The organism is Bacillus sp. ISL-34 (assembly GCF_018613325.1).
Lineage (GTDB): Bacteria > Bacillota > Bacilli > Bacillales > DSM-1321 > Peribacillus.
The window spans coordinates 293,300-307,043 of the sequence record NZ_JAGGQJ010000011.1; the positions used below are offsets into that span (position 1 = coordinate 293,300).

A 13,744-nucleotide genomic window follows, 5' to 3' on the forward strand; every position below is an offset into this window, starting at 1 on the left:
ATACATAGTGATACAACTTCAATTTTAAAAGTAGGAAATATTTATCATTTGATCACAAATGGTATATGATGGGTTTAATGTAATATTTTACAAGTTTTTGATTAGAGCCAATTACCAAGGAGGAGTAAAAGTGGAGGAAGCAATAATTGATTTTGTCATTGCAGTCATGTTAATTATTGGTTTCACATACGGTCTCATTAGGCAATTTAGACATTGTGTCAGTATCAGGAATGGAAATAAGTCGGAGTATGTACATTACAAGAGGGCATTGATAGGAAACTATCTGATCCTTCTATCCTATTCGGGTTTTCTTTTTTCTTATATTTTGAATTCATTACTGGCTTCTCGTATTATACCGGCTTCATTTATTACAAGTGATAATACTAGTTTTTGCTGTTTCAGTTTTCTTGCCATTCTATTAATCGCTAAATTGGGAGTTATTCCTAAGGAAAATGAACAAGTTGAATTACAAGAATACATAGTCGAGAAAGAGGAAATATGAAGAAAATTTCGCTTACCTTATTAATCGTATGTATATCGATCACCTTTCTATTAAATTTTGCCATGCCTGAATTTGCTGGCAAAATGAAGGATAATATAAGTTCCATGAATATCCTTTATTCCTACAGTGTCACAAAAACATTCTCGGAACAAACCCAAGATACGATCGAACTGGCATCCATGCCTTCAGGGAAAACCGAGACCAGGAATGTCGATTTCCGAAGTGATGTTAAGCTTGAGAGAACTCCGCTGAATATTAAAAGTGTAGTGAAAGAGAGCTTGAACAAGCCGCAGGCGTATAAAACTAAAGAAAAATTAACAGGTCCGGAAAAAGGGTTTTCATACCGGAAATATTATCTTACCAGAAATTATGATAAAGGAAGATATACAGTCATCAGAACGAATAAAATAACGGGAAAAGAAAAGGTGTATGCCGGAACTTATTATGAGCCGAGCACGCAAGAGCCTATCGTCAAATGGTCACGTGATGAAAAATGATGGCTGACAATACCATTTCATGAAAAGTTGAGTGATTGTATGGGGAAAACAGTAAAAATTGAGGATTATAACCCTGATTGGGTTAGTGAATTTCAACAGGAAAAAGCGAGGATAACGGAGGTGTTAAAGAACTATTCCCTTTGTGTTGAGCATATTGGAAGTACATCTGTCGAAGGGTTGGGGGCAAAACCGATTTTGGACATCATGGCTGGCGTCCAACATTTAGATGAAGCTGACACATTCATTGAACCCTTGAAATCGATTGGTTATGAATTTGTCCCGCATCAGGAATTTCCCGAAAGGCGTTTTTTTAGAAAAGGCCGATGGAGAGCGGGGACACACCATTTGCATATCTATAGATTCGGAAGTGAACAGTGGAAGAATCAACTTTCATTCAGGGATTATCTAAGAAACTATCCTGACATACGGAAACAATATCAGGAATTAAAAATATCCTTAGCTCAAAAGCATCCTGGGGATATAGTGGGGTACACGAAAGCGAAAGCTCCATTTATCCTGAATGTTATAGAATCAGCAAATGGTGGGTGACTTCCAAGGTGAAAGTTTTAGCCATGTTTCTGTAAAAAGTCTGGAAGAAAATGAAGACGGCAGTGAATTCAAACTGCCGTTTTTGTATGAGCAATTAACATGAACTTCGTACAATTAGTTCGGGGGCAAACCGGTAAGTAATGTACGGGGTCTGGTCCGAATTATTTATCCGGTTCAATAATAACTCTGCTGTTTTAATTCCCATTTGCTGTATGGGTTGTCCAATTGTTGTGATGGATGGTTCATAAAACTCCGTATAAGCAACATCATCAATGCTGACAATCGCCACTTCCCCAGGAATCGAGATTTTTTGCCTTTTCAAATAGCTAAGGATTTCACGTAACACCAAATCATTTCCTGCCACTATGGCTGTTGGAGGTTTTTCTGCATCGAATATTTGGGCCAATTTTTCTTGAATTTGGTTTCTGGGTAAAGAATGAATATCATCTTCCCTGACTTCCAATTTATGAGTTGCCATCGCTTTTTTAAATCCTTCGATTCTCTCCAACCTTGGTGTGATCGGGATATCAATTGGTAAGGTTAAAAACGCAATATTTTCGTGTCCTTTTTCAGCCAGCATGGAAACAGCTAAAAATATTGCAGCATGATTGTCTAATAGAACGGAATCAGATGTAACCCCATCAACTAATCGATCAACGAATACCATTGGAATTGAATGATCGATCAAGTAATTATATACTTTAAAATCATTTCCTACCGGAAAGATGATGATTCCATCCACTTGCGTAGAAACCAGCAAATCAAGGTATTCTTTTTCTTTCTCTGGATCATCGGCAGAGTCACATATGAATACCTTCATGCCATGCTGTTGAAGCTGTTCTTCTACGGTACGAATGATTTCGGTGGATAAAGTATGTAAAATATTAGCTACGAGTATGCCTATCACTTTTGTTTTTTTCACTTTTAAATTCCTGGCATTATCATTTGGTCGAAAATCAAGTTCTTGGATGACTTGCTCGATTCTGTCTTTTGTTTCAGCACTCATATAACGAAAACGTTGGTTAATATATTGAGAAACCGTACTTTTGGAAACACCGGCCTTCTCAGCAACATCTGATATGGTAGTTTTCTTTTTTTTCATGATGTTCTCCTAAAGGATATTATTTCTTGAAATAGAATGGGATACCTTCATCTTAACAAAGGAGCATCACGATTCCAACGCCAGTTAGCAGATTCTGTTAAACTGTTAAACATTGGATGTAAGAAACACCCTAAGCACTTTGGCTAAGGGTGTTAGGCTGATTAACGGACGAGCCAGCCTCCGTCAACAGCGAGGATATGGCCATTCATATAGTCAGAGGCCTTGCTTGCAAGAAAAACGACGGTTCCCATGACATCGAAGGGTGTTCCCCATTTTTCAGCCGGGATCCTTGAGAGAATGTCTTTGTTTCTTGACTCATCTGCACGAAGCGCGGCAGTATTGGCCGTTTCAATATATCCTGGGGCAATCGCGTTTATTTGAATGTTTTTAGACGCTAATTCATTAGCAAAGGCTTTAGTAAGCCCGGCAACTCCATGTTTACTCGCTGTATATGCCGGAACGAACTTGCCTCCTTGGAATGTGAGCATCGATGCGATATTTATGATTTTCCCGCTGCCTTGTTCAACCATTTCTTTGGCCACGAGCTGACTAAGAAAATACAGGGAATTAAGGTTAATGTCCATTACTGCATTCCAATCTTCGTCTTTATATTCCAATAAAGGAGCTCGGCGAATCGTTCCTGCATTATTAACAAGGATATCGATTTTCCCGTATGCATCAAGACAGCCTTTAACAACACCTTTAAGGCTTTCTTTATTCGTAAGTTCTGCTTGATAAAAGACTGCTTTTTGGCCGGTCGTTTCGATTAAATCCTTTGTTTCCTGCCAATTATCACCATGGGCAACGATAAAAACATCTGCACCTGCTTTTGCTAAAGCAACCGCATATCCTTGACCTAATCCAGTATTTCCTCCTGTTACGATGGCAACTTTCCCTTTTAAACTGAAAAAGTCCATTGAAAAATCCAGTAAACTCATCTTGTTTCCTCCATCCCATATGGATTAGTAAACCACTCTTAGCATGTTACTTCATTTCTGAAATAGGAAAGGTATCCATATCCTCATATGTATAATTCTCTCCAGCCATTGCCCAAATAAATGTGTAGTTGCTTGTAGCGGAACCACTATGTATGGACCACGGAGGTGAAATGACAGCTTGTTCATTTTTCATGACAATATGCCGTGTTTCATCGGGTTCGCCCATCATGTGGAACAGAATGGCATCTTCTGCTAAGTCAAAATACATATATACTTCCACTCTGCGGTCATGAACGTGAGGAGGCATGGAGTTCCAGACATTTCCTGGAGCCAATTCAGTCATTCCCATACACAGTTGGCAGCTTTGGATTCCTTTTTCATGAATCATTCTGCGAATCGTCCGCTTATTTGCCGTTTCCTGTGACCCCATTTCATCACCTTGCACATCCCTGAATGCTACGTGTTGAACGGGGTGATTTTTATGTGCTGGAGCAGAGGCTAAATAAAATTTAGCGGGCTCGGAGTCTGAATCACTAGTGAAAATCAGCTCTTTACAACCTAATCCTATATACAGACAATCGCGATTTTGAAGGGAAAATACTTCCCCATCAACTGAGATTTTCCCTGATCCACCTATATTAAATACACCTAATTCTCTTCGTTGAAGAAAATAATCAGCTTTTATGAAATCATGGCCCTCAAGCTTAACCCCTTTAGAAACAGGTTTGATTCCCCCTATGATGATCCTGTCATCAAGGGAATAGCATAAAGAAACGTCATCATCGAGAAATAAATTTTCCACTAAAAAGTTTTTGCGGATTTCACTTGTATCAAAGTGCTTGGCCTGTGACGGATGAATGGAATAACGTTTTTCCATATGCATATAAATAACCTCCTAATTTAGTAAAACGGTTTATCGCAAATTTTTAAAATGTTAGCGCTACCAATATTAAAAATATATATAATATTTTCCAAATAGTCAATGTTAATAGAAGATTTTAGTAGATAAAGAGGATAAATACTAAGTTTTTACGAAAAATAAAATATAAAGATTAGTATTGTTAAAAACTGGTTTATATGGTAATCTGATTTCATTCAAAAGAAAGCGCTTTCTTGCAGATTTGGTTTACTAAACCTTAATACACTTTTTTCAGGAGGAATAAGGAATGAAAGATTTAGATGTGATCACCTTTGGGGAACCGATGACCATGTTCTACGCAAATGAAGTAGAGCCTTTACATGAGGTTAAATCCTTTTCCCGAGCGATTGCGGGAGCCGAATCAAACGTAGCTTGCGGATTGGCGCGTCTGGATTTAGATGTTGCTTATATGACGAAACTTGGCAACGATAGTTTCGGTAAGTTCATCATCGGAGAATTGAATAAAGAAAAAGTCGACACGGCAGGTATCCGTTTTACAAGTGAACATCCGACTGGAATGCTAATTAAGTCTAAAGTGCTTGACGGAGACCCGGAAGTGGAATATTTCCGAAAAAATTCAGCTGCTTCTACGCTGAATATTGACGACCTCTCAGAAGAATATTTCCGGCAAGCTAAACATCTGCATACAACAGGTATTCCATCCGCCTTATCTGAAAGCTGCCACGGATTTACAGTTGCTGCCATGAAATTTATGAAGAGCCAAGGAAAAACGGTTTCATTTGACCCCAATTTACGGCTTAACCTATGGCCGAATAAACAAAAAATGGTGGATTGCATTAATCAGCTTGCCTACATTTGTGATTTCTTTCTTCCAGGCATGTCGGAAGCGGAAGTTTTAACAGGACTCCAAACACCTGAGGAGGTGGCCGAGTTTTATTTGAAAAAAGGAGTTAAAATGATCGTCATCAAGCTTGGAGCAGAGGGGGCCTATTATAAAAATGCGAATGAAGAAGGGTATATTAAAGGATTTGTACCCGAAAAAGTCGTTGATACAGTTGGTGCCGGCGATGGTTTTGCCGTTGGGGTGATCAGCGGCTTGCTTGAAGGTATATCTACGAAGGAAACCGTTACTCGGGGGAATGCGATTGGCGCTCTTCAAGTCATGTTTCCTGGTGATATGGATGGTATGCCTAGCCGGAAAAAATTACAGGACTTTATTGAAAGCCAGAACGAACTATTAAACGTTGAATGATCGATAACAGCAACCAGTTAACTCCACAACTAGACTTCCAATTACAAATAATCATAAATTTGATAATGAAGTGGAGAGATTGTGATGAGAATAAAAGCCGCAATAGAAAAAATCCCTGGTGGCATGATGGTTGTCCCTTTGTTCATAGGTGCTTTGATACATACTATTTTTCCTGACACGGCAACCTTCTTTGGAGGATTTACAGGTGCGATGCTAACAGGTACCGCATCGATATTAGCCGTCTTTTTCTTTTGTGTCGGAGCTACGATAGATGTTAAGCAATCCGGTTATATTGCAAGAAAAGGATTTACATTGCTTTTCGGTAAAGTCGTATTTGCGGCATTATTAGGATATGGGGCAGCTTTGCTGCTTCCAGAGAACGGGATTCAAACTGGTCTCTTTTCCGGTCTTTCGGTTTTAGTTTTGATAGCAGCTTTTAATGAAACGAATGGCGGTCTTTATACCGCACTCATGACAAAATTGGGCAGAACGGAAGATGCTGCCGCATTCCCGTTCATCAGTATAGAAAGCGGACCGTTCTTCACGATGATCATCCTAGGTGTTGGAGGCCTTGCAACGTTTCCATGGCAAACAATCGTCTCCACATTGATTCCATTTGCAGTCGGTATGATTGTAGGGAATATCGATAAAGAATGCCGGGAATTCTTTGGACAGGCCGTACCGGTCCTTATCCCGTTCTTCGCACTAGCACTAGGATTCGGGTTGGATTTTGGCATGATCTTAAAATCTGGATTCATGGGAATATTAATGGGTGTTGCTGTCGTCTTCCTTTCCGGAGGTGTCTTATATCTACTGGACCGCTACGTTACAGGCTCAGATGGTGTTGCTGGGGTCGCCGCATCTTCAACAGCGGGTGCCGCAGTTGCTGTACCTTTCATTATTGCCGAGTTAAACCCGCAATTTGCTCCTGTAGCAGAATCGGCAACAGCAATCATCGCGACAAGTGTATTGGTGACAGCAATTCTAACACCCATGCTGACGATGTGGGTTGCAAAGAAACAAGAAGAAAGAGGCATTCCGCAGCGAAGAGGCATGAAACCAACTATTTTGAAAGATTCAACTGTGACTTCCATCCAAAAAGCGAAGTAAAACAAATGAAATGTAAGCGTCATCTAAAAAAGCAACTGGGGTTCTTGTCCCAGGTGCTTTTTTGTGATATATACACATTGATGTTAAAATAAGGAAATGAAAAAAGAATGTAAATGCCAATTCTTATCAAGGAGGTTTCATGAGAAAGGTCGAGGTCGTACCATATAAGAAAGAATGGTCCAAGCTATTTCATGATGAATGCCAAAAATTAGAGGATATTTTCGGGCCTGAAATGATAAAGTTATACCATATTGGCAGTACGTCCATCCCGTCCATCCATGCCAAGCCAGTAATAGATATTTTGGCAGTGGTTAAAGATGTGGATTGTGTGGCTGATTTTAATAATGAGATGGAAGAGATCGGGTATGAGGCCAGGGGGGAGAATGGAATCGCTGGACGACGTTTTTTTCGAAAAGGCGGGGATGAGAGGACGCACCATATTCACATGTTCCAAAAAGGACATGAAGAAATAGCCAGACACCTCACTTTTCTGGATTATATGCTGGCACATCCTGATGAAGCACAAAAATATAGCAGGCTGAAGCAGCGCTTGGCAGCGGAATTCCCAGATGATATCAAAGGATATGTAAACGGGAAGAATGATTTTATCAAGAAGGTTGATGAAAAAGCGAAACATTGGGCGAAGCGTGGTGATCATCATGTTAATGAAGTGGATTAAATGCCAAGTGAATGAGGAAAACAAGCGTTCATTTTCAAGAGCACAAGAGGTCTGGGAGGAATTGCGCCATTGTGCTGGTTTCATGGGTCAAATCGGAGGGTGGAATAGAAATGAACCCTTTGAAGCGGGCATTCTCTCGGTTTGGAAAGATCTCCATGCCTATCAAAGTTTCATGCAGAATCAGCATGATGAAATATTCGGGAAGAGTGACCAAAGAAGTGCATATACAAAAATTTCTGTCGATATATACGAGAAAATATTCAATATAGGAACAACGGACATTATGGATTTTTTTGGCAAGGGGAAATTACTTCGAGTGGCTGAATGTTCTGTTGAAAATGATAAACAAGCCCATTTTGAGCAGGTGCTAAAAGATTTAGGGAACAAGGGGATGACACCGGGCGGCATGCTGTCTGGCGGATTCGGTAAAAGCCAATCCGGGAGATACCTGGTCGCCTCATTATGGGACAGTGAATATTCACATCAAAGGTATGCGGATAAGGAATTGCCTGCCCTGATATTCAAATCGGGAGTGAAAGATTCAACCCATCGCATTACAGGAAGTTTAATTGAATTGCATTCAAAGTGGACGGTCATTTAGAATCAAACACTACCAATCTATCAAATGTGGCGTCTTGGATTGCAGTCTTAATGGAATGTAAGAAGGACATCTGTGACCTAAATATATTCTCAGAAGGTGATAACAAATGAAATTGGATTATGATACACAGTACATCAGGGGCATCTACCTGAATAGAGATCGAATATCTTCGTATGACCATTTCCCTCTTGATCTGCCGGTTATCAGGCACCTTCAAGAAGTGGCTTTTCATCCCAGTGTTACCTATGTTATCGGTGAAAATGGAATGGGAAAGTCCACTTTGCTTGAAGGTATTGCGATTGCGTATGGCTTCAATCCAGAAGGCGGAACGTTGAATTTCAATTTTTCCAACTATGATTCACATTCCAATTTGGACGAATATCTCCGTTTGAAAAAGGGCGTGTACAAACCAAAGGATAATTTTTTCTTTAGGGCCGAAACCTTTTTCAATTTAGCTACGAATATAGAGGAATTGGACAGGGAGGCATCGTTTGGGTCGAAAATCATCGATTCCTTCGGTGGAAAATCACTTCACCATCAATCTCATGGGGAATCGTTTTTTTCAGCCTTTGTAGAACGATTTCAAGGCAATGGATTGTATATCCTCGACGAGCCTGAAGCTGCTTTATCGCCATTGAGACAAATATCGATGCTGGCCAGGATAAATGAGCTAGCCAAACAAGGTTCCCAATTCATCATTTCCACCCATTCCCCGATCATCATGGCCTACCCGGACGCTAAAATCTTCCAGATTTCAGATGAGGGAATGAGTGAGGTGACTTTAGAGGAGTCCAATCACTTTTTGTTAATGAAACAGTTTTTTGAAGATAAAGATCGGCTGCTTCATCATCTATTCGAATGAGATTTTAGCATCTCTTTAAAAAAAAACCCGTCTGCACGCACATTCGGGTTTTTCATTATGTTGAAATTCATTATTGACAGCTTAAGTGTATTACGGGTATAGTACATCTATAAGGTGTATGAACCACTTAGTACATACACGCAAGACTCTATGCATATCAGACTTTTTTAAATAAATAGGGGGTGGTTTTAATGAACGTAAATACCCGTGAACCGGTATATCTGCAAGTCGTTAGGCATTTTAAAGAACAAATAGCCATAGGCAAATTCGTGGCTGGACAGGAGATTCCCTCCCGAAGAGAACTGGCGGCTTCACTGAACATAAATCCTAATACCGCCCAAAAAGCGTATAAAGAAATGGAGGAACAGGGCTTGATTCATACTGAACGAAATTTCCACAGTCAAATCACGACGAATGAAACGATTTTACAGGCTGTGAGGCAGGAATTGATTTTGGCGGCCGTCGATACGTTTGTCGATGCGATTCGTCCGATTAATGTACCAGTCGATGAACTGCTTCGTGTGGTTAAAGAAAAATACTCGGAAGAAATAAGGGAGGAGGAAGAAAAATGATAGAAGTGAAAAAGATCTCCAAGAACTATGGCCGGAAAAAGATCTTGGATAGTGTTTCATTTACAGCCAATAAAGGGGAAGTCACTTGTCTGATCGGGATAAATGGTGTCGGTAAAACGACTACACTCAAAGCGATCATGGGATTGACGCCATATAAAGGTGAAATCCTGATCGATGATCAAAAGATGACAAAGGACAGTTATGAAAAAATCACCTTCATACCTGACGCACCGACCATGCTTCCGCAAATGACCGTTAAACAGGCTATGGTTTTCATGTCGGATTTCTATACGTCCTGGAACCCGGAAAGAGCTAACCAACTAATGGGGTTTTTCAAGCTTAAAGAGGAGAGTCGCATTTCGGAATTGTCAAAAGGGAATACAGCTAAGCTCAACCTGATGCTTGGTTTGTCCCTTGACGTGGATTATGTACTGATGGACGAACCATTTTCGGGAATCGATATTTTTAGCCGCGAGCAAATTGCCGATGTCTTTGCGAGTCACCTTATTGAAGATAGAGGAGTCATCATCACGACCCATGAAATCGGTGATATTGAACATTTAATCGATAAGGTCATTTTATTGGATAACGGTACAGTGCTAAGAGAGTTCAATACAGAAGAAATGCGGGAAGAGGAAGGAAAATCGGTAGTCGATGTAATGAGAGAGGTGTATCAATCATGATGCGATATATAAAACTAGTGAACTTTGAAATCAATCGTTTCAGTAAAATCTATCTTAGCTTATTGTTGATCACCTTGGTTTCGCAATTTGCAGGAGTGATCATCGTAACCAAGAGTCTTCTTAAAGATGCCAGGGAGACCATTTCAAATGAAAAACTATCGGATGCAGCTTATATTGCAAATTATGGAGGCATTGATTTTACCCATATCGCCAATACCCTCTTGTTTGTAGGACCGATTGCGCTAAGTGCGGTTGCCCTTATTTTTTATATTTTCCTTATTTGGTACCGTGATTGGTTTGGAAAAAATACGTTCATTTATCGTCTATTGATGTTACCGACATCCAGATTATCGATCTACCTTTCCAAAGCTACGGCCATCTTCCTGATGGTATTAGGGATGATTGCTTTCCAAATCATCATTTTACCAATGGAGAATGCCCTATTTCATTCAAATGTTCCGGAAGCGCTTTTGAATGAAATATCAATTTCCACCATCACGAAAGCCAGTCAGGTTTTGGCATTGATCATCCCAAGCACGTTCACTCAATTCCTGCTTTCGTATGGCATTGGTCTTATGGTCATGTCGATATTATTCACGGCGATCATGTTTGAAAGAAGTTTCCGCATAAAAGGAGTCGTAATGGGCTTGGTATATTGCGGAATTGCTATAGCGTTGTTTTTAGCTCCATTTTTCGTAATGGCGTTTGGGGATTTCTATTTTTACCCTAATGAATTATTTGGCCTGTTGCTCGCATTAGGAATCATTTTGACAGGATTATCGGTTTGGCTTGGCGCTTGGTTATTGAAAAATCGCGTGACCGTATAACAACAACTTTAAAGGAGTGAACAAGGTGAAACGTTATTTATGCAGCATCATTATTGGAATGGTTGTTATCTTAAGCATCGGGACCTATTATGTCAAAGTAGCTTCCTCTGCTTCCAGCCTTCCAAAGTATACGTTCAAGACACTGGAAGGCAGTGATAAAGAGCTTGATCCGGTGATCATAAATGCTTCGCTTGATAATGGTCCTTTTTATGAATCATTAACATTTGAATCCAATACAACCACATATGACAGTGAAAGATCTTACTTGGAGAACTTAAATGGAAGACAAGATCATCAAATTGAAAGATTAGTAAAAGAACATCGTTCATTTATGCGTGGCAAGGATTCCATTAGTTCTTTATATGAAGACGATGATTTTCTCGCTTACGCTTGGGTGAATAGCGATATTACGAATAACGGGAAAATGGAAGCGGAGTTTGATATCGGTTTACTGGAAAAGAAAGATGAAGAGGAAACTTCTTTCCAAATCGAGCTTCCCAATCAAGAGAGAATCATGAATGCTGATGTCAGGGATGTGCAGTTGGTCCATTCAAAACTACAGGTTTTAACGATGAATGATGTGAATGTTAACATTGAGAAGCAGACAAAAGAAGTTCATCTGTATACGATCGATGTAGCCAATAAAAGAGTCTTGAGCGATAAAACCCTTGTTTCTGAAACCTTCACTTACCCTAATCAAGTTGATTTCGAGATGCCAATCGAAGTTGCTCCCTCCCAGCCAAACGACATGGTATTAATTTCGTTAATTAAAGGGGTAAATCATGAGGATGGCTTTGAGGAAAAGCTAAAGGAAAGCAAGCTGTTATCATATAATTATGAAACGGAAAAATTAGAAACGGTTAAAAAAGAATCTCTTAGCCTTGATATGGTAGGATCAGGATATGTGGACGGGAAAAACCTTTACCTAATTGATAAGAAATCCGATAATTATCGCATTAAAATGTTTGACCTCAGCAGTCAAACATTAACGGATGATATGGAGCTGGATTTAGCTGTTAATAAAAAGGAACAAAACTTCGCTGCCATTAAGAATGGGCGTGTGTACTTCCTATTAGGCAACGAAGTGGGTCAAATGGACAATTTAACATACAAGCCTGCCAAACTTCTGATTGCAGATATAAAGACTGGAAAGACTTTATATAAAGGTGAAACAGTCATGCAAGCAATAAATAAAAAGAACGGCAAAAAATTTGGATTTATTATCGGTGAATTAGACGTCAAATAAGGACCACTAACAATAGAAGCTATCTCAAAAGTATAAACTTTTTTGACGGCTTCTTTTGATGAAGGTCGAATTATCGGTTGTTAAGGCTGAATTATTTCGCCTGTAGGTCGAATTATGGTTCATGACGGCTGAATTATCCCCCACGACGGATGCATTCCCGTGGGCAATTAATCGGCTTACTGCTTTACATGAAAAAGGGATATCCACCAATGGGATATCCCTTTTTTTGATTATCATTTAAATGGAAGCTAAGTTCGTTCTGGCTGCACGTTCCTTCTTGCCGTGCAAGAAGTAGTAAAGGACGGAAGTTGCGATGACAACAACGCCCAGGATGACATAAAGTGTGCTGTACCCTGTTACCGGAATGATGAATCCGAGAATATAAGGGCCGAATCCAAGTCCTGCATCAAGCATGATAAAGAAGGTCGACGTTGCCATCCCCATTCGGTGAGGCGGTGTCTGTTTAACGGCAATCGCCTGTGAGCTTGATTGCATATTACCGAATCCAAGGCCTATGAGGAAACCAGCTGCAAGTAAAGTGAAACTATTGGTTGTTATACTTAGAAGCAGCAAGCCGATCCCGAAAATAATGAACGCCGGATACATAATGAAGTTCGATCCTTTCCGGTCCATTAACGGTCCTGAGAAAGGACGTGATAACAATACGGCTACTGCGTAAACGACAAAGAAGAAGCTTGCTGTATTGACCAGGTCGATTTCGATGGCATAGAAACTGATGAAAGAAAGGACGCTGGAATAACAGAATGCCAATAACAGAGTGATGATTGAGATGGGCAGTGCCTTAGGCTCAATGAAATTGGAAAGCTTGAATCCTTTGTTTTCCGTAACTTTGGCAGCCACTTTCAATGCCGGGACATAAAGGAAGAATGCTGTAATCAGGCTGATGACTCCTAAAGCCAGGCAGAAACTGAAAATCACTTGGAAGCTTGTATGTTGAGCCATATACAGACCGATGAAAGGACCGATTGCCGTCGCAAGTGTTGCACTCATGCTGTAATAGCCGATGCCTTCACCTTTTCGTGTTGCCGGGATGATCTGGGCGACGATCGTTCCTGTCGCAGTACTTGCCATCCCCATCGCCATCCCATGGATAAGGCGGTTAACAAGCAGGAAGCCAATTCCAAGGTCCACAAAATATAGAAGTGTTGTCAAAGTGAAAAAGATCAAACCTATGAATAATGTTTTCTTGCGGCCGATTGAATCAATGAAACGGCCAATGAACAGACGTCCGATTAACGTCCCGATAATAAAAATACCCGATATGAGTCCGGCTTCGCTTGTAGAAGCATCCAATTCATTTACAGCATAGATGGCAAGTGTCACCATCAGTAAATAAAAGATTAATGTTATGAAAAAATTGATGGACGAAACGATGACAAAATCCTTCGTCCACAGTCTAGGTCTGGATTGTTCCATTTTATTA

16 protein-coding genes are annotated in these 13,744 nt (G+C 40.1%); 12 read left to right on the forward strand and 4 right to left on the reverse strand.

Annotation, left to right across the window (positions count from 1 at the left end):
• Positions 1-130: 130 nt before the first annotated feature.
• The 3 genes from J7E52_RS11380 to J7E52_RS11390 are packed head-to-tail and all read left to right on the forward strand — an operon-like array spanning position 131 to position 1,548.
• Positions 131-502 (forward strand): hypothetical protein, encoded by a 372-nt coding sequence (locus J7E52_RS11380; RefSeq protein ID WP_214746139.1) that lies wholly within the window; start codon positions 131-133, stop codon positions 500-502.
• Positions 499-999 carry a hypothetical protein gene (locus J7E52_RS11385; protein ID WP_214746142.1) on the forward strand — a complete coding sequence of 167 codons (501 nt, stop codon included), beginning with the start codon at positions 499-501 and terminating at the stop codon, positions 997-999. Before J7E52_RS11380 ends, J7E52_RS11385 begins: the two co-directional genes overlap by 4 nt.
• Before the next feature lie 39 nt (positions 1,000-1,038).
• On the forward strand, positions 1,039-1,548 hold the full coding sequence (locus J7E52_RS11390; protein ID WP_214746145.1) for a GrpB family protein: 510 nt from the start codon (positions 1,039-1,041) through the stop codon (positions 1,546-1,548).
• Between the two features lie 94 nt (positions 1,549-1,642).
• On the opposite strand, the gene J7E52_RS11395 is transcribed toward J7E52_RS11390, so the two are convergent.
• The 3 genes from J7E52_RS11395 to kduI all read right to left on the reverse strand — a co-directional run bounded on the left by J7E52_RS11395 (position 1,643) and on the right by kduI (position 4,465).
• Positions 1,643-2,650, reverse strand: a complete 1,008-nt coding sequence (locus J7E52_RS11395; RefSeq protein ID WP_214746147.1) for a LacI family DNA-binding transcriptional regulator — start codon at positions 2,648-2,650, stop codon at positions 1,643-1,645.
• 161 nt (positions 2,651-2,811) lie between these two features.
• Positions 2,812-3,588, reverse strand: a complete 777-nt coding sequence (gene kduD / locus J7E52_RS11400; protein WP_214746150.1) for a 2-dehydro-3-deoxy-D-gluconate 5-dehydrogenase KduD — start codon at positions 3,586-3,588, stop codon at positions 2,812-2,814.
• Positions 3,589-3,634: 46 nt separating this feature from the next.
• A complete protein-coding gene (kduI, locus tag J7E52_RS11405; protein WP_214746360.1) occupies positions 3,635-4,465 on the reverse strand; it encodes a 5-dehydro-4-deoxy-D-glucuronate isomerase in 831 nt (276 codons plus the stop codon).
• Positions 4,466-4,754: 289 nt separating this feature from the next.
• On the opposite strand from kduI, the gene J7E52_RS11410 reads away from it, so the two are divergent.
• The 9 genes from J7E52_RS11410 to J7E52_RS11450 all read left to right on the forward strand — a co-directional run bounded on the left by J7E52_RS11410 (position 4,755) and on the right by J7E52_RS11450 (position 12,300).
• Positions 4,755-5,720, forward strand: a complete 966-nt coding sequence (locus J7E52_RS11410; RefSeq protein ID WP_214746152.1) for a sugar kinase — start codon at positions 4,755-4,757, stop codon at positions 5,718-5,720.
• A gap of 84 nt (positions 5,721-5,804) precedes the next feature.
• Complete coding sequence (locus tag J7E52_RS11415; protein WP_214746154.1) at positions 5,805-6,830, forward strand: 2-keto-3-deoxygluconate permease; 1,026 nt, start codon at positions 5,805-5,807, stop codon at positions 6,828-6,830.
• Between the two features lie 139 nt (positions 6,831-6,969).
• Positions 6,970-7,509: a GrpB family protein gene (locus tag J7E52_RS11420; protein WP_214746157.1), complete on the forward strand. Its 540-nt coding sequence runs from the start codon at positions 6,970-6,972 to the stop codon at positions 7,507-7,509.
• Entirely contained in the window at positions 7,496-8,110 is a 615-nt protein-coding gene (locus J7E52_RS11425; RefSeq protein WP_214746160.1) for a YdbC family protein, read from the forward strand. The genes J7E52_RS11420 and J7E52_RS11425 overlap by 14 nt, the downstream gene beginning before the upstream one ends.
• A 106-nt stretch (positions 8,111-8,216) precedes the next feature.
• Positions 8,217-8,972: an AAA family ATPase gene (locus J7E52_RS11430; RefSeq protein WP_214746163.1), complete on the forward strand. Its 756-nt coding sequence runs from the start codon at positions 8,217-8,219 to the stop codon at positions 8,970-8,972.
• Positions 8,973-9,163: 191 nt separating this feature from the next.
• Positions 9,164-9,544: a GntR family transcriptional regulator gene (locus J7E52_RS11435; protein WP_214746164.1), complete on the forward strand. Its 381-nt coding sequence runs from the start codon at positions 9,164-9,166 to the stop codon at positions 9,542-9,544.
• Entirely contained in the window at positions 9,541-10,227 is a 687-nt protein-coding gene (locus J7E52_RS11440; RefSeq protein WP_214746166.1) for an ABC transporter ATP-binding protein, read from the forward strand. The genes J7E52_RS11435 and J7E52_RS11440 overlap by 4 nt, the downstream gene beginning before the upstream one ends.
• The gene (locus tag J7E52_RS11445; RefSeq protein WP_214746168.1) at positions 10,224-11,054 is read left to right on the forward strand and encodes a hypothetical protein; all 831 of its coding nucleotides are present in this window, start codon (positions 10,224-10,226) and stop codon (positions 11,052-11,054) included. The genes J7E52_RS11440 and J7E52_RS11445 overlap by 4 nt, the downstream gene beginning before the upstream one ends.
• A gap of 25 nt (positions 11,055-11,079) precedes the next feature.
• Positions 11,080-12,300 (forward strand): hypothetical protein, encoded by a 1,221-nt coding sequence (locus J7E52_RS11450; protein WP_214746170.1) that lies wholly within the window; start codon positions 11,080-11,082, stop codon positions 12,298-12,300.
• Positions 12,301-12,537: 237 nt separating this feature from the next.
• Here J7E52_RS11450 and J7E52_RS11455 read toward each other — a convergent pair whose 3' ends face one another.
• Positions 12,538-13,737 carry an MFS transporter gene (locus J7E52_RS11455; protein WP_214746172.1) on the reverse strand — a complete coding sequence of 400 codons (1,200 nt, stop codon included), beginning with the start codon at positions 13,735-13,737 and terminating at the stop codon, positions 12,538-12,540.
• Positions 13,738-13,744: the final 7 nt, after the last annotated feature.

Bases quoted from the DNA above. Each gene is read 5' to 3' on its own strand.
- J7E52_RS11385 (WP_214746142.1), top strand. From the start codon at position 499: ATGAAGAAAATTTCGCTTACCTTATTAATCGTATGTATATCGATCACC.
- J7E52_RS11390 (WP_214746145.1), top strand. From the start codon at position 1,039: ATGGGGAAAACAGTAAAAATTGAGGATTATAACCCTGATTGGGTTAGT.
- J7E52_RS11395 (WP_214746147.1), bottom strand. From the start codon at position 2,650: ATGAAAAAAAAGAAAACTACCATATCAGATGTTGCTGAGAAGGCCGGT.
- kduD (WP_214746150.1), bottom strand. From the start codon at position 3,588: ATGAGTTTACTGGATTTTTCAATGGACTTTTTCAGTTTAAAAGGGAAA.
- kduI (WP_214746360.1), bottom strand. From the start codon at position 4,465: ATGGAAAAACGTTATTCCATTCATCCGTCACAGGCCAAGCACTTTGAT.
- J7E52_RS11410 (WP_214746152.1), top strand. From the start codon at position 4,755: ATGAAAGATTTAGATGTGATCACCTTTGGGGAACCGATGACCATGTTC.
- J7E52_RS11415 (WP_214746154.1), top strand. From the start codon at position 5,805: ATGAGAATAAAAGCCGCAATAGAAAAAATCCCTGGTGGCATGATGGTT.
- J7E52_RS11420 (WP_214746157.1), top strand. From the start codon at position 6,970: ATGAGAAAGGTCGAGGTCGTACCATATAAGAAAGAATGGTCCAAGCTA.
- J7E52_RS11425 (WP_214746160.1), top strand. From the start codon at position 7,496: ATGAAGTGGATTAAATGCCAAGTGAATGAGGAAAACAAGCGTTCATTT.
- J7E52_RS11430 (WP_214746163.1), top strand. From the start codon at position 8,217: ATGAAATTGGATTATGATACACAGTACATCAGGGGCATCTACCTGAAT.
- J7E52_RS11435 (WP_214746164.1), top strand. From the start codon at position 9,164: ATGAACGTAAATACCCGTGAACCGGTATATCTGCAAGTCGTTAGGCAT.
- J7E52_RS11440 (WP_214746166.1), top strand. From the start codon at position 9,541: ATGATAGAAGTGAAAAAGATCTCCAAGAACTATGGCCGGAAAAAGATC.
- J7E52_RS11445 (WP_214746168.1), top strand. From the start codon at position 10,224: ATGATGCGATATATAAAACTAGTGAACTTTGAAATCAATCGTTTCAGT.
- J7E52_RS11455 (WP_214746172.1), bottom strand. From the start codon at position 13,737: ATGGAACAATCCAGACCTAGACTGTGGACGAAGGATTTTGTCATCGTT.